This is a genomic window from Sorangium sp. So ce281 (assembly GCF_051527395.1).
Lineage (GTDB): Bacteria > Myxococcota_A > Polyangia > Polyangiales > Polyangiaceae > Sorangium > Sorangium cellulosum_B.
Genome location: NZ_CP150322.1, coordinates 9,930,000 through 9,951,668, shown reverse-complemented (window position 1 = coordinate 9,951,668; position 21,669 = coordinate 9,930,000). Strand labels below are relative to the sequence as shown.

The window sequence follows — 21,669 nt, the reverse complement described above, 5'->3', positions numbered from 1 at the left end:
ACGCTGACGTCGCGTCGATCGCGCGCGACCTCGCCCTCTCATGGATCCATCTGTACGAGGGTTACAAAACGCCATATACCGCGGGCATGTCGCTCGACTCGCTACGCGCGCGCATCGACGCCGCTCCGCATGGGGCATCCGTTGGTATCGCAGGCGACGTCGAGCTCGTGCGCCCGCACATGCGGATGGACTGGGCCGGAGCGGCATCGAGAGGCACGGGGCCTACGCGCGCCGAGGCTGTTCGTCGCGGAGCGCGCGCCGCCATCGGATCATAACGCGCGCTCACCGCTCTCCTGAGTTCACCTGCTTCTTGCTGGGGATCACATCATTGATGTAACGGTCGGCGTGCCACGCACGCGGGCCCATCGGTCCTGGCAGGCACGTCGCCCGTCGTCGCGTCGTCGGAAGCAGGAGGCGCGGTCCATGAGCAAAGACCCTCACGCCAAGCGACTCGAGATCCAGCGGCTCGTCGAGCGTTCGCTCGATTTGGCGAGGCGCGCGCTCCTTCAAGATGGCTCGTTTCTCCCCGGCTTCATTGCTGTCCAGCCCAGCGGGATGTACGACATCGGGGTCGCGGCGCAGGGCGGCACCGATGGATCGAACCTGCTCATCACCCGGCTGAGGCAGAAGGTCGTGACAGAGCACCTGCGGGCGGCCGCGGTAGATCGGGACGTGCGCGTCCGGCCCCGCGGATCACTGGAAGGCGTCGATGCGGTTCAAGTCGTGGTCGAGCTCGTGTCGGGGGAGTCGTACAACGTGTTTCAGCTGTACCGCTTGGACGACGAACAGCTGATCTTCGAGGAGGGGCCGGATGTCGAGCGTGCCCCCTCCGTCATCTTCGCGGAAGCGGTTCGTATGGCCGAAGCCGCCAGGCGATGGTGGGAGTTCTGGAAGTGAGCGCCGCGACCGCTTCCTCCCCTGCGCTTGACGCTCAGCCTGGGCACTCTGCGCCTCACCCGCTCCACCGTCGACGCCAGCGATAGGCCGGTCGGCCGCGCCTGACGGCCCTTCTTCCGGGCGAGAGATGCCGCGCTGAATGGCGTCACCAATGCCTCGACGCCGGCGTCGCAATGCTGTCCGAGCGGCCAGCGTTGCTTGCGAATACGCCAGGATCCACGCTACAACTAGGCTTCTCCAGCACGCGCGCGCTCGCTCGCCGCGACGTGCGCGGCGGCGTGCCCGGTAACCCCGGAGGGAAGGTGATGGCCCAGCTCCTCACGGCTTCGAGCGTCCTTCTGTGCCCGCATGGCGGCACGGTGAGCATCGTTTCGTCCAACGTCCGCTCCCAGGCGATGGGCGGCGCCCTCGCGCGCGCCTCCGACACCTTCCTCGTCAGCGGGTGCGCCCTGGCCGGCAGCTCCTCCCCGCCCTGCGTGACGGTGAAATGGATCGTGCCGAGCGCGCGCAGCAGGGCTGCCGGCGACAGCGCGCTCACCACGGACAGCGTCGGGCTGTGCATGTCGGCGGCGAACGCCCCTCTGGGGAGCGTCGTGGTGGCCGTCGCCCAGCCCAGGGTGAGCGGGCAATGACCGCGGCGGACGCGCAGGACGCGGACGACTGGCACGAGGCCAACCGGCGGTACCTCGTCGCGCGCCTCGCGGCGCTCGGGTGCCTGCTCTCGCCCGGATCCGGCGGCGAGGACGAGGCGCGGCGCGCCATCGCCGAGGCGGCCGCCGCCCTGCGCGCCCCCGCGGCGATCGACCGGGTGGCGGCCCTGTTCGATCTGTCGCCGTTCGAGCGCGATCTCCTGCTGCTCTGCGCGGGGGTCGAGCTCGACGCGTCGTTCGCCGCGCGCTGCGCGGCCGCGCAGGGCGATCCGCTGCGCGTCGCCCCCACCTTCAGCCTCGCGCTCGCGGCGCTGCCGGGCGCGCACTGGGGCGCCCTCGGCCCGGGCGCGCCCCTCAGGCGCATGCAGCTCATCGAGGTCGGCCAGGGGGAGACCTTGACGCTGAGCCCGCTGCGCATCTGCGAGCGCGTGCTGCACTTCATCGCGGGCGTCGAGCACCCCGACGAGCGGCTCGCCGGGCTCGTCGCGCCCGCGGCGCCGGTCGCGGCCCCGCTCGCCCCCTCGCAGGCGCGCCTCGCCGCGCGGATCGACGAGGCCCTCCGCGCCGCGGCGGGCTCCGGCGGCGCGCGGCCGATCGTGGCCCTCACCGGCGCGGATCCGGCGTCGCGCCGCGCGGTCGCCGCGGCCGCGTGCGCCTCGGTCGGCCTCGGCCTGCTCGCGCTCTCGGCCGACGCGCTCGCCGCGCGGCAGGACGCCCAGCTCGTGGGCCGGCTGCTCGGCCGCGAGGCGGCGCTCTCGTCCTCCGCGCTGCTCGTCGAGGCCGACGATCTCGACGCGACCGACGCCGCGCGGGCCGGCCTCGTGGGCCGCCTGCTCGACGGCCTGCCCGGCCCCGTGCTCGTGAGCGCGCGCGAGCGCCTGCGGCTCGGCCGCAGGCCGGACGCGACGTTCGAGGTGTCGCGCCCCGACGCCCAGGAGCAGGCCGCGCTGTGGCGGCAGGCGCTCCCGGCGGCGCAAGGCGGCCTGATCGACCGGCTCGTCGCGCAGTTCGACCTCGACGAGCCCGCCCTCCGGAGCGCCGCCGCGGCCGCGGCGAGCGCGGGCGACGGCGCCGATCTGGACGTCGCGCTGTGGGACGCCTGCCGCGCCGATGCGCGGCCCGCGCTCGACGAGCTCACCCAGCGCATCGAGCCGGCCGCGACGTGGGACGACCTGGTGCTGCCCGAGGCCGCGCGCGCGTCGCTGCGCGAGATCGCGGCGTCGCACCGGCAGCGCGGCACGGTGCACGGCGCCTTCGGGTTCGCCGAGCGCGGCGCGCGCGGGCTCGGCGCCGGCGCGCTCTTCGCGGGGCCGAGCGGCACGGGCAAGACCATGGCGGCCGAGGTGCTCGCGGCCGAGCTGAGGCTCGATCTGCATCGCGTCGACCTGAGCCAGCTCGTCAGCAGGTACATCGGCGAGACGGAGAAGAACCTGCGGCGCGTCTTCGACGCGGCCGAGCGGGGCGCCGCGATCCTCCTCTTCGACGAGGCCGACGCGCTCTTCGGCCGGCGCGGCGAGGTGCGGGACACCGTGGACCGCTACGCGAACATGGAGGTCGCCTACCTGCTCCAGCGCATCGAGGCGTACCGGGGCCTTTCGATCCTCACGACGAACCTCGAGCGCAACCTGGACCCCGCGTTCCTGCGCCGGCTCCGGTTCGTGGTGCGCTTCCCGCTGCCGGGCCCGGCGGAGCGGGCCGCGCTCTGGCGGCGCGCGTTCCCGCCCCGGGCGCCGGTCGTGGGGCTCGACGTCGAGCGGCTCGCGCAGATGAGCCTGACCGGGGGCAGCGTCCGGAACGTCGCGCTCCGCGCCGCGTTCCTCGCCGCCGAGGCGGGGACGCCCATCCGGATGGACCACGTGCTCGCCGCGGCCCGGGCGGAGTACGAGAAGCTCGGGCGAGGCGAGGTGAGGGCGGAGGGCGGCTGAGCGCCCCGGCCCGCGCCGCCCGGCGCTCGCGTCGAGCACCCGCCGCGCGGGCGAGCCTCCACGGTGTCCGGGCGCGCGCCGCCGCGACGGGCGCGGCTCACCGCGGCTCCCGGCTCGCCGGCAGGACGAGCCGGCCCGCGTCGACCACCTTGCCCATCTTCTGGTACTCGCGCCGCGCCGCGTGCACGAGGTGCCGCATGCCGATCGGCGCGCCCTCCTCGGCCGCGAGGAACGACGCGGCGAGCGCGACGTTGCGGATGTAGCCGCCCGACAGATCGATCCGATCCGCGAGGAAGGCCAGATCGACGTCGGGGGCGAGCGGCGCCTCGGCCGGCCAGATCTTCTGCCAGATCTTGAGCCGCTCCGCGGGCCCGGGCGCGGGGAACTCGATGACGAAGCCGAGCCTGCGCACGAACGCCTCGTCCACGTTCTTCACGAGGTTCGTGGCGAGGATGACCACGCCCTCGTAGGCGTCGACGCGCTGGAGCAGGTAGCTGGTCTCCTGGTTGGCGTAGCGATCGTGCGCGTCGCGCACCTCGGTGCGCTTGCCGAAGAGCGCGTCGGCCTCGTCGAAGAAGAGCGCGGCGTTCGCGGCCTCGGCGTCGGCGAAGAGCTCGGCGAGGTGCTTCTCGGTCTCGCCGATGTACTTGCTCACGACGCGGCTCAGATCGATGTGGAACAGCTCGACGCCGAGCTCGCCGGCGATGACGCCCGCGGCCATCGTCTTGCCCGTGCCCGGCGGCCCCGAGAAGAGCGCCGAGAGCGGCCGGCCGGGGCCGAGCTTTCGCTCGAAGCCCCACGCGCCGAGCACGCGGCTCCGGTGCTTGAGCTGCAGGCAGACCTCGCGCAGCGCGGCCTTGCGATCCGGCGGCAGGACGAGGTCGTCCCAGCCGAACTGCGGCGGGATGCGGCGCGCGAGAGCGGCGAGCTTGCGGCCGTGGCGCAGCCGGCACGCGGCGGTGACGTCGGCCATGGACACGGGCCCGTCCGCCGCGCCGCGGAGCCGAGCGAGGCTCTGCGCGGCGTCGGCCGCGTCGCGGATCTGGCCGCCGGTGAGCCGGAAGGCGCCGGTCAGGGCCTCGATGTCGACGTCGGGTGCGCGGCGCTCGCCGAGCGCGCGCGACCAGAGCTCTGCCTGCTCCGCCGCGCCCGGGCGGGGCAGCTCGGCCCGGACGAACGCGCGGCCGCGGAGGGCGCCGGCGGGCTCGAACGGCGCGTCGCCGGAGAGGAAGACGGGGCCGTCGTGCGCGGCGATCGCCGCGAGCGTCGCGGCGCGCGCGGCGGGGCGGGCCTCGTCGAGGGCGGCGTCGGCCGCGACGAGGTGCAGCGCCGCGCCGGCGAGCCGCGCCTCGCGCGCGGCGAGGCGCGCGGCGCGCGCGAGATCCGGCTCGCCCGCGGCGAGCAGGCCCGCGCAGTCGACCGCCACGAGCCGCGCGCCGAGCAGCCGGCAGAGCGCCTCCGCCGTGGCGCGCTTGCCCGCGCCGTAGGGGCCCTGGAGGTACACGATGGGCCCGCCCGCGCCGCCCTGCGCCGTGACGAAGCGCGCGAGGCCCTCCTTGAGGGCGGCGGGCAGGAGCAGGTCGTCGAGCCGCGCGCGGGGCTCGTCGAGGCGGGCGTGCGGGGCGAGGCGCGCGTCGAGCTGGTCGTCGCCGTGGAGGTAGGCGGCGATGCGCTCGTCCACCTCGACGGCGTGCGCGAGCAGCGAGGCGCGGGGGGCCGACGGATCGGCGCGCAGGTGCACGAGCTCGTGGCGGAGGAGCGGGGCGCGCGGCGAGAGGCGCGCGCGCGCGGCGAGGCGCGCCTCGAGCGCGGGCGCGAGGCACTCGACCGCGGCGCCGGCGGTCGCCTGGCCCCCGCCGTCGGGGTCGACGAGGGCGAGCAGGCGCCCGGCGTCGCGGTCGAGCTCGGCGAGCAGCGCGAGGAGCAGGAGGTCGAGGTCGAGCCGAGAGAGCGCGAACCGCTCGGCGAGGTCGGCGAGGCGCAGCGGAACGCCGCGGCGCGCGCTCTCGTCGCAGTGGCGCGCGATGTCCGCGGCCATGGCGTCCGCGGCGGCCTCGGCCTCGGCCAGGGCGGGCGTGAGGTGGGTCGGGGCGGCGCCGCCGGGGCGCACGCCCCGGTCGAGCAGCGCGAAGAGCTCCTCCTCGGGGGAGAGGGCGGGCCCGCGCGCCCCGCCGCCCGGGGCCGGCCTGGCGACCGCGATGCGCAGGAGCAGCGCGATGCGGTCGAGCTCGGCGCGCAGGTGCTCGAGCGAGCTCGAGAACGGCGCGGCGGGGCGCATCGGGGGGCGGTGCTCGACGGGGGAGAGGGGCATGGGTGCGATCTCGCCGCGCCGGCTCAGCCGGCCGGAGGCGCCTCCGCGGCGGCGCCGCCCGGGGCCTCGCCGGAGCGCTCCTGCTCGAGCACCTCGCGGAGGACCTGCATGGCCCCCTCGATGCGCAGGAGCGTGCTCGCGACGCCCTGGCGGCGGGCGTCGAGGTCGGCGACCACCTTCTGGCCGGCGTCGTATTCGGCCTGGAGCTGCTTCATTCGTTCTTCGAGGCGTTGCTTCATTGGACGGGGTTTCCTTTCATCGCGTCGAGGCGGCGCTCGAGCGCCTGGAGGGCCTGGTCGTGCGCCTGCACGACCCGGGTGAGCACGGCGAGGATGCTGAAGGGGGCGATGGCCTTCCGGTCGGGGGTGCCCACGAGATCGGGGACGTCCTCGGCGATGAAGCCCACGAGGAGGCGCTTCTCCGGGTCGTCCTTGTAGGCATAGGTGACGGGCGTCAGGTGGCGGAAGACGGAGAGGGCCTCCTCGGCCGGGAGGGTCTGGATGCGCTCCTTCACGGCCGCGGAGGAGGTGACCGTCACCCCGGCGTTGGTCCTGACGTCCCCGAGCAGTGTGACCGTGGCGCCCGAGCCGCCGATGGTGCCAATGTTGACCGTGGTGCCAGCGCTGGTGCCGATGTTGACCGTGCTGCCTGTATTCGTGCCGCTGATGGGGCCAATGTTGACCGTGGAGCCAGCGGTGTTGCCGATGTTGACCGTGCTGCTTGAATTCGAGCCGAGGGTCGCGTTGCCGGGAACGGTCAGGGTCGCAGCGCTCGCGCTGCCAACCGTCGTCAGGTCGCCTGTGACGCGGAGATCCTGGCGGACCTCGACGCGGGAGCGGCCGCCGCCTCCCCCTGTGTTTCCGACGAGGACGAGCGCCTTGGTGGCGAAGGTATCGTTCATGATGAACGAACGCGAAGAATCCCCGCTGCTCGGCGCCACAGAAGTGGAATTGAGCGTCAACCCGGAGGTGGTCGAGGTGTCGACGGCGAGGCTCCCCGTGACGCGCGTGTCCCCGTCTACCGTGAGGCGCGCGCTCGTTTGGGGCGACCCGATTCCGATAGATACCCTGCCGTCGCTGGTGATATAGAGTCGATTCGGCGAAGCAGCGCTGCTTTCAATATCGAGCACGCTCCCGCTTTGGTACGTCTGAAAGATGAAGCTAGGGGCGCGCAAGACCATCTTGTTCGGCGCTTCCGCATTCGAGGCGAAAATGACGAATTGCCTGAAGGGCTGCCCGTCAATATCCTCGTCGAACGCCCCGATGGCGCCCTTCGGCACTCCGTTCGGCGTGATGATGTCGAGCCGTCGTGCCGCACAGTTCCCCCTGACATCGGCGTCGCCGCTGATGCTCAAGCTCGCGTTCAGCTCCGCCCAGCCCGGGCTCCCGTCGCCCTTCGCCCGCAGCGCGAAGCTCGTCTGGCTCGGCCCGGGGAGCCGCAAGCCCGAGTAAATGCGCCCCTCCGGGCCGACCGAGACCACGCCTGACGTCCTCTGGACCGTGCCGAGCACGACCTCGTGGGGAACGTTAGCGTTCAGCGCAACGACCTCGATGATCGGCGCCTGCTTGAAGCGCGTCGCCTCGGGGGCTCCCAGGTTGTCGTTCGGGATCTGATCGCCCAGCTCGTCAAAGAGCATCCTGAGGCGCCATACCCCGTTTCCAGTCGGGGTCACGTTCACCGTCCGCGCCGTTTCGAGCAGGATCTGCTGCCCCGTGTCGTCGACCGCCGCGCCCGGTGACACGGTGAGCACGCCCGCGTTGACGGTGACGTTCAGGCCCTCGAGGATCCCCGCGACGTGGAGGAGCCGCTCGTGCCGGTGCCGCCGATCGGCGTGGAAGTGCTGCTCCTCGATGAAGTCCTTGTCCTTCAGGTACTGACCATCGAAGTAGCGGACCCGCGAGAGGACAATGTCTGGAAGCCTGTGATCGTCTGTCATCCAGCTGTCAGTCATGGTGGTTCTCCATTCGTGCTAGGTTGAACCTCGCTCGCTCGACGGACCTGACCTCAGCCCGTCTCGGTCCCGAGGAGCGTGTTCGTCCCGACGAGGATGCCCGGACCGAACTCGGGCCTCGCCGCAGGACCACTGTTGTTGATCTGCATCGCCGGCGCGATGGTCTCCAGCGAATAACAGGTGTGCGCCGGCTTCTCGCGATCGATGATCGCCCGCACCCGGCGTAGCTTGCGGTTGATCTCGTGCGGGTCGCCGTCCTCCACCGTGACGATCACCTTGAAGTAGTGCGTCCGGTCCGGGTGCTCGACGATCTGCGCCGGATCGCCGGACAGCCGGAGCACCTCCGCCATCCCGAAGACGGTGCCCCGCACGTTGTAGAGCGGGACGATGGAGCGGATGAACTGGCGCTGTGTCTGGACGCTCCAGTCGTCGCGCAGGCTGGTCGCCACCCACTGCGCGAGCCAGGGCAGGAAATCCTCGGGAACCTCCTCCGGATCGAAGAAGGCCTGCACGCTCCCGAGGAGCTGCTCGAGCCCGACGATCTGGCCTGCTGTGGCGAAGCCCGCCGGCAGCGAGAGGCCCTGCCTGTCGGCCGCCGCGAGGGCCGCTCGCTCCGCGGGGCTCAGCGGCAGATCGCCTTCCGGGAGCTGGCTCAGATCGAGCCCGCTCAGCACCGCCTCGAAGGCGCGCAGGAACTGCCCGAGGAACGACCCCTGCCGCAGGACGGCAGGCAAGTAATGCAGATAGCTGCTCACGTCACCTCCACCCACGCGTCGCCGACGCGCTCCTTGATCACGAGATCGCCCGCCTCCACCTCGAAGCGCGGCAGTTGGTGCGGCTGCAACAGGACGGCGTCCGGGCTCCCGGGCGCGCCGACGATCCGCTCAGGGGGCACGCCCGGCGCGGACACGACGACCGCCTCGGCGAACTCCACCCCGCGGACGCCGTCGAGCGTCGCGTAGATCTCCGAGGCATAGACGCCGCGCCCGAACGGCCACCCGCCGCCGCCCCGGCCGCCCTCCAGCGGATCGAAATAGGCCTCGAGCGCCGTGGCCGCCGCGCTCCGCACGTCGGCCGCCCGTGCGTCGTCCTTGATGTGGAGCGTCGCCGTGAGGCTCATGCTCACGTACGCCGGCGCGACCGCGTGGAAGCGCGTGCCGGCGAGCAGCCGCGAGCGCATGAAGAGCTCGATCGCGTCGCGGAGCGCCTGCGCCGGCAAAGGCCACCGGGCCGCGTCGCTCCCGGGCGGCGCCCCGGGCACGTGGCGCGGGACCACGACGAGGCTCACATGCCCTGTCCTGTCCCATTGCGGTGAGAGCGCGTCCGTGAGATCGCAGCCGGACAGCGCCCGCTCCCGCGCGAGCGCGCTGGCCGGCGCGCCGGGCGACCCAGCCGTCGCATCGTGCGCCGCCGCTATGGACGATGTCGGCCAGTGGTGTCGCGCGATGTACTCGAAATCGTCCACGCTGACGGCGCGGTACCGCTCTCGCAGGTCGACGATGGCGCCGTGAACCGCCTCGTCGAGCGGCAATGCCTCCCGCGATACCGCGCGGTCGGCGTCGAGGATTTTCAGGAAGGTGCGCGTGCTCGCCTCCGGGATCCTCCCCGTGCGATAGACGAGCATCTCCGTCAGCCAGGCGAAGAGCTCGACGAGCGCGATCCCCGGGTCGGAGGGGTTGTGGTCGGTCCAGGTGGGATCGATCGTCGGAATGGCCGCACGGGCCTCCTCGACCAGCTCCTCGTACGTCTTGTTATCGAGCTCAGGCAGCGCAATGGGCATCGAAGCCTCCTCTCCGGCTAGACGATCTCGATGGCGTGAGACCCCGAGTACACGAGGGCGCGCGCGCTCCACGCGGCGTCCTGCGGGCCGCCCGCGAGCGGCGCCTCGGTCAGGTCCACGGAGATCACGCTCTCGACGCCGGCGATCGAGAACAGCAATCGATAGATATCGGACACGTGCGGGAGCTCCCCGAACTGCCAGCCGACCCCGCCGGGCGCGCCGGTGAGCGGGTGCAAGAAGTCGGTGAGGGCGCGCAGCACCCTTCCGCGGAGATCGTCCACGCCCTCGAGCGTCGCGGGGACGAGCCGGACATGCGCGCTCATCTCCAGCCACTCGGGCCCGACGACGCGCAGCGCGGCGGTCGCGGGGCTCCGCCTTCGTAAATAGTCCTCCACATCCATCAAGAGGCCCATGCTCGGCCGCGGCGGCACCTCGGGGCTGTTCGGCACGACGAGCACGGTGACCTGCCCGTTGCCCTCGATCGCCGCCTCGAACGCGAAGTCGTCGTCCTCCAGCTCCGCGAGCTGGAACGGCGAGAACCGCGGCGTGATGGCCCGCGCGCGCGCCACGGCGGGCGAGGCCTCGCGCGCGAGATCCTCGATGTCCTCTGCCGTGACCCCGCGGCCCCGGTGGCGCAGGACCCGCGGGCCGCGCTCCGCCACGCGCGCGTTGGCCTCCCACTCCGTGCCCGCGGTCGCGGGCTCGTGGTTCAGCGCGCCGTCGACGTAGGCGACCGTGGTCTTGAGCTGCGTGAGCGCGCCCGTCGGCCGGTTGCCGTCGGCGCCGCCGCCCGCGCGGTAGACCGCGGCCCGCACGCTGCGCACCCCGCGGGGGGGCGCCATCCCGCGCTGCCCGTCGCCGAAGCGCACCTCGCCGGTCCGGCGATCCAGGCGGTAATGGCGGTCGCGCGGCCCCGAGCCGTGGAAGTCCGGCACCTCGTGCCACCGCACCCAGATCTCCTGCGCTCCGCCCGGCGCGCCGACGGCGCGCACGGCGTCCGGCCCCTCGAGCCGCTCGATCTCGGCGCGCTCCTCCGAAGGAGGCGCCGCCGGCTCGAGCACCTCGATGCGCTGGCCCTCCAGCACCGGGCGGTGCGACAGCGCGAACGTGAGGCCCGCGCCGCCGTCGCTCGATCCGAGCACCTCGCCCTTGATCGTCGTCGCGTGCGTCGCCCACACGGTGTTCGTGAGCACGCGGCCGAGCCGCGGCGCCGCCGCGAACGAGCCCTCCGCGAGCCGCGCGCGGAGCCAGAAGAGCTCCTGGCCGAACCGCGCGCAGGGCGCGAGATCGGTCGGGCCGATGAACGCGACGAGGCCGCTCTGGGCGAGGTCGCGCGTCTCGTCCGCGGCGAAGAGCACCTTCCAGCCGAGCGCGTCGTCGCCGGCCGCGATCCCGCCGGCCGCGGCGGCGGTCGCGTATTCCCAGACGAGCTTCGCCGGCGCCCCGCCCGGGGCCTCGAGCAGCGCCGCGCCGCTCGAGATCGGCTCGACCTGGAGATAAAGCAGGTTGTCCCGGTTGGCGAAGGGCTGGTTGAAGCCGAAGTAGATGGCGCGGCTCGCCGCGAGCCGCCGCCACGGGGCGAACGCGGCGCCGGGCTGGTGCTCCACGAGCGCGAAATCGTCGCGCGAGACGCAGAAGGGCGTGTTGCTCGTGACCGTCTGGGTGTAGCGGAGCGAGAGCGCGGCGAGGATCGGCGGCCGGTACCCGTCGTCGGTGATCGTGGGGCCGACCTGGATCCCCTTGCCATAATCGTTCTGCACGAGGCGGATCCGCAGCCAGTGCGCCTGTTTGCCGAGCACCTCGGCGGGCGCGACATTGGCTGGCAGCGTGAACGTGACCGTGTGAATGGCGTCGTTCTGGTGCATCGACGGGAAGTTCGGGTCCGCGCCGCCGGTCTTCTTCATGTCCGGGGAGACGACGCGCACCCAGCCCGACGCCGTGGACACCTCCCACGCGAGCGTGGGGTCCTCCGTGGTGCGGAGGGGCGCCATCGCGGGGCTCGGCGTGACTTCCACGGTGACCTCGGCTCCGGCGCGCGAGAGCACCGCCGCGCTCGCCACGTAGAACGCGTCGCCCACGCGAGGGCGCTCGCCGAGCGGGCGGAAGTCCATCGAGAGGTCCACCTTGCGGCCGACCGCCAGCGCGAGATCCGGCGAGATCCCGCCCGCCGCGGGCCACGTGATCGCCGCATGCATCCTCGCGGCCTGGATCTCGGGGATCGGATCGAGCGGCCACGCCAGGAGATCGGCGCGCAGGAAGCGCGCGGTCCGGCCGGCGACGGTGGTGGACTCCATGTCGGCGGGGATCGCGAAGCCGAGGTTCCACGCCGTGGGCGAGATGTCGTCGAGGCTCGGCGTGCACTGGAGCGCCTGCCATCCGGCGCCGTTCCAGTACGACCAGCGCACGAGCGGCGGCGCAGGCGGGGGGCTCTCGTGCAGGGCGTGGAAGCGCGCCCGCTCGGCCTCGGCGATCTCCAGCGTGACGGTGACCTCGGTGCCCGCGGGCGCGCCGAGGATCGCGTCGTCGGCCAGGTAGAGGGCGTGCTCCACCGGCCGGTCGCCCGCGAGCGCGTCGTAGAAGCCCGCGCCCGCCGCGGCGGCGGTGCGATCCGCGTAGCGGTCGCCGTCGGGATCGCGGACGAAGACGGCCCTGAGCTCCGCGCGCGTCGTGGCGAGCTCGCGGTCGGTCTCGAACACGATCTCGCGCGTGTCGCCCGGGACCGCCGCGGCGCCAACGCGCGTGCCCTCGGGCACCACGGGTTCCGCGCTCGAGCGCTGCACGAGCGTGAACGTGAGCGGGACGCGCGCCGGGCGCGGCGGCGTGGGCTCGACGCCGACGAGGTTGAGGAACGCGACGAAGCTCCGCTCCGGCACGCGGTTGAGCCGTTCGAGCGCGTGGCGGGCCATGCGGTCGAACACGCGGATGAGCGCGCGGCCGGGATCGGCCGCGTCGCCCGCGGGCGGCCTCCACGGCGAGAGCGCTTGCGCGAGCTTCTCGGTCCGCGCGGCGATGTCGTCGTGCGGCGCACCAGCGATCAGGGGGCGGTCGGGGCTCTGCATCACACCACCGGTCAGGTCGAGAGGTAGAAGGGAAAGACGAGGTTCTGGCGGCTGTTCGTCGCGCGGACCTCGTACTGGATGTCGATGAGGATCCCCGCCGGGTCGGCGGGGTGCAGCCGGGCATCGACGCCGAGCAGCGCGACGCGCGGCTCCCATCGTTCGAGCGCCTCGGTCACCGCGCGGCGGACCTCCCCGAGCGTGCCCGTCGTGCGCGGCGCGAACACGAGATCGTGAAGGCCACAGCCGAAATCGGGCCGCCCGATGCGCTCTCCCCGCGCCGTCGAGAGGAGGAGCCATATCGACTGGCGGACCTTGTCCTCGCCGCTCGCCGCGGCGATGGCGCTGCCCGGATCGAGCCCGACGCCGGGCGCCCCCTCGTCCAGCCCGAAGGCCCAGCCGCTGCCCAGGAAGCCGTCGTCCGTATTCTCCATCACCGCACCTCCAGCGCGCCGCTGTTCATGTCGATTCCCGCGAGGCACTCCAGCGCGAGGCCCGATTGCGCCTCCACCCTGCCGTCCTGCCCGCCCGTGATCGCGAACGACTGCCTCGCCTCCACGGAGAGCGCCTTGCACTTGATGGCCAGATCGCCGTCGCCCGCGTCGATGGTGACGCCGCCCTTCGCCTGAATGGCGAGGCCCTTGTCCGAGGTGATCGCGATCGAGCCCGCCGGCCCGTCGATCACGATCGTGCTCTTGCCGGTGCCGTCCGCGATCGTGATCTTCTCCGCTCCTTCGGTGTCGTCGAGCAGGATGGTGTGTCCGCTGCGCGATCTGATGACGCGCACGTTGTTCTTGCCGTCATCGTTCCCGGCCGGCGGCCTGTCCTTCCCGTTCCAGAGCGCGCCGACAACGAAGGGGCGCTCGAGGCTGCCGTGCTCGAACGCGACCAGCACCTCGTCGTCCACCTCCAGGCCGAAATAGACCCCGCGGCCGTCGCCGGCCATCGGCGCCGCGACGCGCGCCCAGTTGCTCTCGTCGGCCTCGGCGAGCCACGGGAACTTCAGCCTCACCCGGCCGAGCCCCTCGGGATCCTGCGTGTTGGTCACGACCCCTATGGCCACGCCGTGGATCGGCGCCTCCCGACGGCGTCCGGGCTCGTAGGAGGGCTCGAGCAGCTCAAAGCCGTTCATGTCGCGTTCCTCCTCGCGGAGAAGCTGGTCCGATAACCCCGCTGCGGGGAATAGCTATGTGATGTCGAGGTCACGTAATACCTGCCCTCGAAGCGCCCGACGCTCTTCACCTCGATGACGATGCCGGCCCTGAGGTCGGTCCGGCCGAGGCACGCGCCGCTCGCCTGCACGAAGCCGAGCGCGGCCGCCTCGAGCTGCTCGCGGGCGATACGGTCGGCCTCCTCCTGCGTGGCGACGTTCCTGTCCGCGACCACGAGCGGCGCGTCGCCGAGCGCCCGCTGCGCGGCCGCGGCGGCGGCGACCTTGCCCATCGACGATTGATCCGCGGCCGCCGCCCTGCCGATGATGGGCGACTTCGTCTTGGGGTCCCAGCCGCGCACCTCGACCGCGCTCGGGATGTCGCCGACCGACATCTGCGCGGAGAACTCGAGCAGGTCGCTGCCGGCCTCCATGACGAGGTCCGGCGCGGCGCCGTGCCTGCGCGGCTGGAAGTGGAGCGTCTTGCCCCGGACGAGCACCTCGTAGCCGATCGACGACGCGCGCTGGCGCAGGAAATCATAGTCGGAGACGCGATCCTGCTCGACGTGATCGAGCTGGATGCCGCTGTCGACGACGTCCGGGGTCAGGCCGTAATCCTTGTCCCTCGCGATCTCGGCGGCGATGTCGCTGTCCTTGATCTTGACGAACGGTTTACGCTTCTTCCTGCCGCGCTGCATCCGGTAGCGCCGGTCGCACGCGCTCACCACGAACGACGGCGACTCGCCCCCTTGGAGATCGAGCTCCAGGCGCATGATGTCGCCGAAGAGCATCGTCTCGAGCTTGCCCGAATAGCCGAGCTGGATCTCGATCTCTCCGCCGATATCGAAGAGATCGTCCTCGGCCCACGAGAGGCTCCGCCGCTCGTCGTTCCACGCCGACAGGCGCAGGGTGAGCTGTGAGGGCGCGTCCAGATCCTCCTGCACCGCCACGTCGCGCAGGTCACGATAGGCCTCCTCGGGCAAGGGGCGCCCGTTGAGGAGGACGGCGACGTCGGGGGTTCTGCTCTGTGCGTCAGGCATGGCGCTCGCTCAGCGGATCCGGGGGACGGTGAGGGTCTGCCCGGGCGACAGGCGCCGCGGGTCGTCAATGCGGTTCGCCTCGGCGATGTGGCGCCACGCGGCCCTGTCGCCGTACAGCGCGGCGGCGATGCCCATCAGCGTGTCGCCCGGGCGCACAACGTGCTTCTTCGCCACGTCGGGAGAGTGCTGCTCGTCCGACACGAGGGGCCGCCCCGGGTGCTCCACGAAGGTGCAGCTCATGGTGGCGCGCACCGGCGTGCCGTCGTCGAGGAAGAGCAGGTAGGTGCGCGAGGCTTGCTGGAGGACGCCCTGGAACAGCGTGAAGGCGCCCCAGGACAGCCTGCAGACAGGGGGGCGGTGCAGCTCGATGTCCTGCTTGGCGAGGTTCGCGACGGCGTCCGTGGCTTTCACGACGCTGTCCGCGCCCGGCCCCGCGCCGAACGAGGGCAAGAGCCCGAGGAGGTCGCCCCCGGCGCCGCCCCGCGCGTACGTGTCGAAGAAGAGCTCGAGGGTGAGCGTCTCGGGCGCCGAGGACTGATAGAGCATCTCGAAGCCCGGGCGGTACTTCGACGCACCCGTGGTGTAGCTCGGAGCCCACGTCACGCTCTTGCTGTAGACGAGCTGGTTCGGGTTGAAATAAGCCCCGGGCTCCAGGAGGACGAAGTTGTTCTGCTGATCCTTCTCGTGATGAATGGTGAGCTTCTCGAGGGTCATCGAAATCCTCCTCTGCGCTCGCGCTCCGCGGACATGCGCCGGACGAGCTTGCGTTGCACCTTGTCGACGAGGGTCTCGAGATCCATGCCCAGGGTGCCCGCGGCAGGGCCGGGCGCCGCCGCGAGGGGGGAGACGGATCCCGGGACGACTTGGGTCGCCGCGGCGACGGGCATGGCGCGCGGCGGGAGCACCGGTGCGCCCGGCGCCGCAACCGGAGCGGCGCTGTCCGGCGCGGCCGCGGCCTGGGCCTCGGCGCGGCCGCCTGCGACGCGCACGTGCGGCAGGTGATCGGGCCGGGGCGCGGCCGGCTCGGGCGCCGGCGCGACGCGCGGCAGCGGCGGCGCGCCATGGGGCAGGGGCCCCGGCGCCGCAGCGGCGGCAGCAGCGCCGCGCTGCGCGGGCGACGGCTGCACCACGGGGCGCCGCGGCCCATCGCGCAGCGCGACCGGGGTGTCGTCGTCCACGCCGCGCGCCGGCCGGAGGGGCACCTGCGCGCCGCGCGACAGCGGTGCATGGGGCAGCTGCGCGCGCGCCTCCGAAGGAGCGGGCGAGCGCGCCGGCGAGCGGGGCGCCACGACGGGCCGCGAGGACGGCGCGACAGCCGCAGAGGCGGCCCGCGGCGCAGCGGGCCGCGGCGCAGCGGCCCGCTGCGCCGCGGCCCGCGGCGCAGCGGCCAGGACGAGCGGCAGCGATGCACCGGCCGAGTGCGTCGCGAGCGCGACGGGCAAGGGCGCCGAGGTCACGACCGGCAACGTCGCTGTCGGGCCCCCTGCGACGGGCGAGGGCGCCCGATCCGAATCGAATGCTGCGCGAGGTGCCGCCGGCGCGGCGGGCGCGGCGCTCGCATCCCGCGCCGCCCGCTCCTCACCTCCCTGCAGCGCGCCGGCGCTCGTCGCCGCCGCAGCGGGGACCGTGACATGGACCAGCGCCGCGCCGGCGGCCGCGGGGGCGGCTGGCGCGCCGCGCAGCCCCGCGCCCTCGCCCGGGCGCGCAGGGGGCGCGGCCTTCACCACGATGACCTCGCGCGTCGCCGCCGGCGCCAGCGCCGGCGCGCTCGGCTCCGGCCGCGGCGGCGCGACCCAGCGGCCGTGGACGATCGGCACCTCGTCCACGCGCAGTCCGCCCGCCTGGCCGCGCCGCCGCGCGAGGTGGGCGAGCAGCGGCAGCCGCGCCGAGAAGCGCTCGACGCCGCGCAGGATGCGCCGCACCAGCGCGAGCGAGATCACCCCGGGAGCGACGAGCGGCCTGAGGAGCCGCTCTAGCAGCACCGGATTCACGCTCTCTTGCCACGCAGCCGCGCTCATGGTGGTTTCACCCTCGCTCGTCAGAGGAGCTGCCCGGCCCCGGCGCGCACCGCCGTGAGCGCGCGGCTCGCCGTGGGCTTGACGATCCCCCGGTGCACGAGCTCGATGGTCTCCGTCGCCACCTCGCCGTCGCTGCCGGCGTTCAGCGTCGGGCCGACCCACTTGACCGGCAGCGCCTCGCGGACGTTCCACCACATCGCGGGCAGCCGTCGCCCGTCGAGCAGCATGAGCGTGAGGTTGCGCCGGACGATGATCCCGCGGGCGACGTCGTCGTACCAGGACCACATCGTGTCGAGATCGACGAGCCCGCGCGCGAGCACGAGGTTCGCGTGCCGCACGGGGCCCGGGAGCCTGTGCAGAAAGCCGTTCTCGCCCCCCTCGGCGTACTCCTTGATCTCCACGCTGCTCTCGAGCCCCCGCACCTCGCGGAAGCCCCCGGAGAGCAGCCCCTCGATCTCGACGAGGAAATTGCAGCCGAGGTACGGATCGAGGCGGGCCCCGAGCGTCCCTGCGGCGGCCGAGAACACCGCGCTCAGCCCGGCGGCGGCGCCGAGGCCCACGGTGGCGTTCACGTTGACGCTGGCGCTGACTCCGAAACCAAAGGCCATGATCTCGTATCCTTATCTCCAGGATGGTTGTGCCGGCCGCGCGCCGCCCCTACGGTCGGCGCGCGGCCTCCTCGTTGATCTGCTGGTTCATCCGCGCGACCTCCGTCACCCACCGCTGCCTCTCGCGGTGATCGAGGCGCATCACCTCGTCGTACGACCAGCGCATGTAATGGGACAGATAAGCTACCTCCTCGAACAGGCGATCCGAGGGGTAGCTCAGGCTTCCCCCAGAGGGCTCGTCTCCACCTCGAACTCTCCCTGGCAATGAGGACAGCTCACGACGAGGCGCGCGTGGCCGTTCTCGTTGATGCGCCGGTAGAGGTCCTGCAAGAACATGAGATCCCCCGAGAGCAGGCCCTCCATGACCTTCGGGTTCACGAACTCGAGGGTGCCGAGCCTGGTGACCACCCTCGAGAGGAGGATGATCACCAGATAGCCCGGGTTCGCCTGCACGCGCGGGTCCTTGAGCGGGGCGATCTCGTCGAAGGCCGTGGCCAGACGCATCGCCCCCTCGCGGTGCACGGCGCCGTCCGGGCCCGTGAACCCGTGCGGCAGCGTGAACGGGAACTCCGCGGGCGCGGCTCCTACCACCTCTGCACCTCGACGCCCTCGTGCGCGAGCTCGAGCGTCTCGACGGCCACCGCGTCGCTCGCCGCGTCGAAGCTCGGCCCCGACCACTTGATCGGCCAGCAGTTGCGGATGTTCCAGCGGATCTTCTCGTTGCCCGCGTCGTCGCGCAGGATGACCGAGATCGTCCGCCGGAGCGGCGTGCCCGTGGCCACGCTGTCGCGCCAGTCCCAGAGCGCGCGGTCGTCGGTGACGCCGCGCTGGAGCGAGATGTTCGAGAACGACAGGAGCCCCGGGAGCTGGCGCTGCGCCAGCGTGGGATCGGTGCCCTCCCGGTACTTCACCGCCGCGCTCGAGCTGTCGAGCCCCGACGCCTGCTTGAAGCCCATCCGGGTGATCCCGTCGAGCTCCACCGCGAAGTTGTAGCCGTTGAACGGATCCTTGCGATCGATTGCCATGGTTTCCCTCTCGAGTGCTTCGACGTTCTCTCAAAGCGTCCTTCAAAGTGCGTCACCGGCCGGCGGGCGCGCCGGCGATAGACGCGCCGGCGGCGCCCGAGACCAGGCGCACGACCACGAACTCACTGGGCCTCGCGAGCGAGAGCCCCACCTCGGTCACCACCATTCCCTGGTCGCGCGTCGCGGCCGGGTTGGTCTCTGCGTCGCAGCGGACGTAGAACGCCTCGTCCGCCGTCGCGCCCGCGAGCGCGCCCTTCCGGTGGAGCGCCTCCAGGAACGCGGACGTCTCACGGCCGATCCGGGCCCACAGCCGGAGGTCGTTCGGCTCGAACGCGACGGCCGCCATGGTCTGCTCGAGCCACCGGGCGACCGTGATCAGCACGCGGCGCGCGTTCACGTGGGCAAAGCTCGATCCGTGGAGCGCCAGCTGGTCGCTGCTCGCCAGCGTGCGCGCTCCCCAGACCCGGACGCCGCGCCCTGGTAAGGCGCGCAGGGCGTTGACGCCCTTGCCCTTGAGCTCGACGAGCGCCGCGTCGTCGAGGTGGGCGGCGAGGTCGAGGACCCCCTCCACCACCTCGTTCGCGGGCGCCTTGTGCGCGCCGACCCTCCGGTCGGTGCGCGCATAGACGCCCGCCACGTGGCCGGCGGGCGGGACGACGCCGTCGCCCGTCCCCGCGCAGCCGTTGCACGCCCAGGCCTCGATCCGGCCCGATCCCTTGCAGATCGGGCAGCCGCGCACCCGGACCCAGGGCGCGTAGAGCGCGGCGCTCTCGCTCCGGAACGGCGCGTCGAGCGCGGCGGCCGTGAGCGCGTCGCCGGGCGCGTGGAGGACGAAGAACCGCCGCGGGGGCCGCTGCTCGAAGAAGCCCACGAGCGCCGCGAGCAGGCCCCCGGCCGCGGCGGGGAGATCCGGCGCGCAGACCAGATCGAAGTCCTCCACCGCGTCGAGCGCCTCGAACGCGCCCGCGACGGGCGCGGGCGGCGCCGCGACGTAGCAGCGGCGGCCGCCGTTCTCGAAGAAGCCGCGCACCGCGAAGCCGAGGTACCCCTCGGCCCACGCCGTGCCCCTGGCCGCGCCCGTGAAGCGGGGGTCCGCGACCTCCGCGGACGCGGCAGCGCGGATCTCGAGCGCGTTCCACGCCGCGCGATCCAGCGGGACCACGCCCCCGCCGCCCTCGAACGGCGCGAGGCCCCGGCCGAGGACCGAGAGCTGCCCCAGGAAGAGCGGCACGCCCGTCTCGAGCGCCGGCGTCGGTCGCCGCGGCGCCTCCTCGAGGTAGACGCCCGGCGCGAGGATCTCGGTCGAAGCAGCCATGAGGGTCCCCGCTCAGCTCCCCGCCGTCTGCCCGAGCCGGAAGATCACGAACTCGGCCGGCCGGACGATGGCGATGCCGATCTCCGTGACGACCTGGCCGAGATCCCGCTGCGCCGGCGGGTTCGTCTCTGCGTCGCACTTGACGTAGAACGCTTGCTCGGGCTTGTCCCCGAACAGGCCCCCTGCCGCCCAGACGGTGGTGAGGAAGGCCGCGGTGTTGCGCGTGATCTTCGCCCAGAGGTCGGGGTTGTTGGGCTCGAAGACGGCCCACTGCATGCCCTGATCGATCGACCCGCGCACGAAGTTGAACAGGCGGCGGACATTGAGGTACTTGAACTCGCCGTTCTCGTCGCCGCCCAGCGTGCGCGCCCCCCAGACCTTGATGGCGCCGTTCACGGAGCGGATGGCGTTGACGCCCTGAGGGTTCAGCCCCTCCTGCTGCGATTTGCTGAGCGCGTGCCGCACGCCGAGCGCGCCGCGGATCGGCTCGTTCGCCGGGGCCTTGTGCACGCCCCGCTGCGCGTCGACCCGCGCGTAGATGCCCGCGATGTGCCCGCTCGGCGGGACGAACTTGTTCGTCTTCGAGGCGGGGTCGAAGACCTCGATCCAGGGGAAGTAGAGCGCCGTGCTGTCGGAGAACGAGGGGAGCGTGCTGCCCGCGGCGTCCGGGTCCAGCGCCGAGAGCGCGTCCGCGACGTTGCCGAACTCCTCCGTTTCGAGGATCGCCACGCGGGTCCCCATCTTCTCGCAATGATCCTTGAGCGCCGTGCGCGCCGCGCTGATCGCGAGCCCGGGCGACGCGACGATGGCGATCTCGTCGATCGACTCGAAGCGCTCGAGCACGCCCGTGATATCGGGCAACGCCGGCGACGCCGGGGGCACGACATAGGCGACATAGCAGCGCGTACCGCCGTTGAGGAAGAAGCCGTTCACGGCGTGCGCGAGCGGCCGGTGCGAGCTTTCGTCCAGGAAGCCCTTGAAGGCGGCCTTGAACTCCGAGAAGTTGGTGATGAGCTTGACCTCGCCCGGGGCCGTCGGGATGGTCTCGGTGATGGTCTGGCTATGCCTTGGATCGTTCGTGTCCGTGATGCTCGAGTCGTAGATCGGGTTCGGGACCGTGAGGGTCTGGGCGAATGCGCCGACGAAGCCCGCGGTGCTCGTGCCGACGCCGGCGATAGGAGCAGAGCCGGACGGAACCTGCTCCACGTACACGCCCGGTGAACTATAGTTGGCCATGTTCTCACACTCCAGCGTTCAGTTGACGGTTGCCTGGTTCGGCGGCGCGGTCTAGACCGGAGCCGCGTCGAGCAAGACTGTGCCGATATCGGCGATGACACCCTTCGTGATCTGGACGTCGACCGTGGCGAGCAGGAAGCCTGACGCGCTGAATTGCAGCGCGCGCTCGCCCACCTCGACGCCGGTCAGGTAGAATCGACCCTGCGCGTCGCAATACGCCTCTTCCCCGGTGCCCGCGACGCGCACGCGCGCGAGCGGCAGCGCCTCGGGCGTCCCCTGCACGGGCCCGTGGATGATCCCTCGAACCCCGGTCGGCGGCAGGGCGACCTCCGCGAGCTGCGCCGCGAGCTCGCCCTCTGCGCCGCGCGCGATCGTGAAGGCCCGCGTGGCGTCCCCGTAGCGCCGCGCGCCGCCGGGGACCGTATACGATAGGACGTAATCTCCGTCGGGCAAGTCCACGAATCGATAACAGCCGTCCCGCGCGGTGCGCGTGCGATCCGGCCGCTCGACGAGGGAGCCCCACGCGCTGCCGTGGCGGAGCGCCGCCATGGCGAGCTCTCGTGAGAACGCGGTGGGCATCCCGGTGATGACCACATGGACGCCCGCGACCGGCTGCTCGGTCTCCTGATCGAACACGCGCCCCGCGATCGCGGCCTGGTGGACGCGACTCTGGATCTGAAGAAGGCTCGGCATGGTCTCCCTCGCTC

The 21,669-nt window shown here is 72.6% G+C and carries 21 protein-coding genes; 3 read left to right on the top strand and 18 right to left on the bottom strand.

Annotated features, from left to right (window positions below):
• The first annotated feature begins 423 nt into the window (after nucleotides 1-423).
• From WMF27_RS37970 to WMF27_RS37960, 3 genes are all read left to right on the top strand, one after another.
• Complete coding sequence (locus WMF27_RS37970) at nucleotides 424-897, top strand: hypothetical protein (protein WP_437764020.1); 474 nt, start codon at nucleotides 424-426, stop codon at nucleotides 895-897.
• A gap of 305 nt (nucleotides 898-1,202) precedes the next feature.
• Nucleotides 1,203-1,529: a hypothetical protein gene (locus WMF27_RS37965; protein ID WP_437764021.1), complete on the top strand. Its 327-nt coding sequence runs from the start codon at nucleotides 1,203-1,205 to the stop codon at nucleotides 1,527-1,529.
• Nucleotides 1,526-3,472 carry an ATP-binding protein gene (locus WMF27_RS37960; RefSeq protein ID WP_437764022.1) on the top strand — a complete coding sequence of 649 codons (1,947 nt, stop codon included), beginning with the start codon at nucleotides 1,526-1,528 and terminating at the stop codon, nucleotides 3,470-3,472. Before WMF27_RS37965 ends, WMF27_RS37960 begins: the two co-directional genes overlap by 4 nt.
• Before the next feature lie 97 nt (nucleotides 3,473-3,569).
• Here WMF27_RS37960 and WMF27_RS37955 read toward each other — a convergent pair whose 3' ends face one another.
• From WMF27_RS37955 to WMF27_RS37870, 18 genes are read right to left on the bottom strand one after another with little or no spacing between them, the layout of a single operon-like run.
• The gene (locus WMF27_RS37955; RefSeq protein WP_437764023.1) at nucleotides 3,570-5,783 is read right to left on the bottom strand and encodes an ATP-binding protein; all 2,214 of its coding nucleotides are present in this window, start codon (nucleotides 5,781-5,783) and stop codon (nucleotides 3,570-3,572) included.
• A gap of 23 nt (nucleotides 5,784-5,806) precedes the next feature.
• Entirely contained in the window at nucleotides 5,807-6,022 is a 216-nt protein-coding gene (locus WMF27_RS37950) for a hypothetical protein (protein ID WP_437764024.1), read from the bottom strand.
• Nucleotides 6,019-7,734: a tail fiber domain-containing protein gene (locus WMF27_RS37945; RefSeq protein WP_437764025.1), complete on the bottom strand. Its 1,716-nt coding sequence runs from the start codon at nucleotides 7,732-7,734 to the stop codon at nucleotides 6,019-6,021. The genes WMF27_RS37950 and WMF27_RS37945 overlap by 4 nt, the downstream gene beginning before the upstream one ends.
• A 53-nt stretch (nucleotides 7,735-7,787) precedes the next feature.
• Nucleotides 7,788-8,489, bottom strand: a complete 702-nt coding sequence (locus WMF27_RS37940; protein ID WP_437764026.1) for a phage tail protein I — start codon at nucleotides 8,487-8,489, stop codon at nucleotides 7,788-7,790.
• On the bottom strand, nucleotides 8,486-9,514 hold the full coding sequence (locus WMF27_RS37935; protein WP_437764027.1) for a hypothetical protein: 1,029 nt from the start codon (nucleotides 9,512-9,514) through the stop codon (nucleotides 8,486-8,488). Before WMF27_RS37935 ends, WMF27_RS37940 begins: the two co-directional genes overlap by 4 nt.
• 17 nt (nucleotides 9,515-9,531) lie before the next feature.
• On the bottom strand, nucleotides 9,532-12,573 hold the full coding sequence (locus WMF27_RS37930; protein WP_437764028.1) for a putative baseplate assembly protein: 3,042 nt from the start codon (nucleotides 12,571-12,573) through the stop codon (nucleotides 9,532-9,534).
• Nucleotides 12,574-12,584: 11 nt separating this feature from the next.
• A complete protein-coding gene (locus WMF27_RS37925; protein WP_437295408.1) occupies nucleotides 12,585-13,004 on the bottom strand; it encodes a GPW/gp25 family protein in 420 nt (139 codons plus the stop codon).
• On the bottom strand, nucleotides 13,004-13,702 hold the full coding sequence (locus WMF27_RS37920; RefSeq protein WP_437764029.1) for a phage baseplate assembly protein V: 699 nt from the start codon (nucleotides 13,700-13,702) through the stop codon (nucleotides 13,004-13,006). Before WMF27_RS37920 ends, WMF27_RS37925 begins: the two co-directional genes overlap by 1 nt.
• Entirely contained in the window at nucleotides 13,699-14,760 is a 1,062-nt protein-coding gene (locus WMF27_RS37915) for a phage late control D family protein (protein ID WP_437764030.1), read from the bottom strand. The genes WMF27_RS37920 and WMF27_RS37915 overlap by 4 nt, the downstream gene beginning before the upstream one ends.
• A 9-nt stretch (nucleotides 14,761-14,769) precedes the next feature.
• Nucleotides 14,770-15,474 carry a CIS tube protein gene (locus tag WMF27_RS37910; RefSeq protein WP_437764031.1) on the bottom strand — a complete coding sequence of 235 codons (705 nt, stop codon included), beginning with the start codon at nucleotides 15,472-15,474 and terminating at the stop codon, nucleotides 14,770-14,772.
• Complete coding sequence (locus WMF27_RS37905; RefSeq protein ID WP_437764032.1) at nucleotides 15,471-16,778, bottom strand: hypothetical protein; 1,308 nt, start codon at nucleotides 16,776-16,778, stop codon at nucleotides 15,471-15,473. Before WMF27_RS37905 ends, WMF27_RS37910 begins: the two co-directional genes overlap by 4 nt.
• A gap of 20 nt (nucleotides 16,779-16,798) precedes the next feature.
• Nucleotides 16,799-17,386, bottom strand: coding sequence for a phage tail protein (locus WMF27_RS37900; RefSeq protein WP_437295403.1), 588 nt, complete (start codon nucleotides 17,384-17,386; stop codon nucleotides 16,799-16,801).
• A 49-nt stretch (nucleotides 17,387-17,435) separates the two neighbouring features.
• Nucleotides 17,436-17,552 carry a DUF6760 family protein gene (locus WMF27_RS37895; RefSeq protein ID WP_437277268.1) on the bottom strand — a complete coding sequence of 39 codons (117 nt, stop codon included), beginning with the start codon at nucleotides 17,550-17,552 and terminating at the stop codon, nucleotides 17,436-17,438.
• A gap of 50 nt (nucleotides 17,553-17,602) precedes the next feature.
• Nucleotides 17,603-17,977 (bottom strand): phage tail assembly protein, encoded by a 375-nt coding sequence (locus WMF27_RS37890; protein ID WP_437277267.1) that lies wholly within the window; start codon nucleotides 17,975-17,977, stop codon nucleotides 17,603-17,605.
• A complete protein-coding gene (locus WMF27_RS37885; protein WP_437295402.1) occupies nucleotides 17,971-18,411 on the bottom strand; it encodes a phage tail protein in 441 nt (146 codons plus the stop codon). Before WMF27_RS37885 ends, WMF27_RS37890 begins: the two co-directional genes overlap by 7 nt.
• 52 nt (nucleotides 18,412-18,463) lie before the next feature.
• Complete coding sequence (locus tag WMF27_RS37880) at nucleotides 18,464-19,726, bottom strand: phage tail sheath family protein (RefSeq protein WP_437764033.1); 1,263 nt, start codon at nucleotides 19,724-19,726, stop codon at nucleotides 18,464-18,466.
• Between the two features lie 12 nt (nucleotides 19,727-19,738).
• Nucleotides 19,739-20,962, bottom strand: a complete 1,224-nt coding sequence (locus WMF27_RS37875; protein WP_437764034.1) for a phage tail sheath family protein — start codon at nucleotides 20,960-20,962, stop codon at nucleotides 19,739-19,741.
• Between the two features lie 51 nt (nucleotides 20,963-21,013).
• Nucleotides 21,014-21,655 (bottom strand): MSCRAMM family protein, encoded by a 642-nt coding sequence (locus WMF27_RS37870; protein WP_437764035.1) that lies wholly within the window; start codon nucleotides 21,653-21,655, stop codon nucleotides 21,014-21,016.
• Nucleotides 21,656-21,669 lie beyond the last annotated feature (14 nt).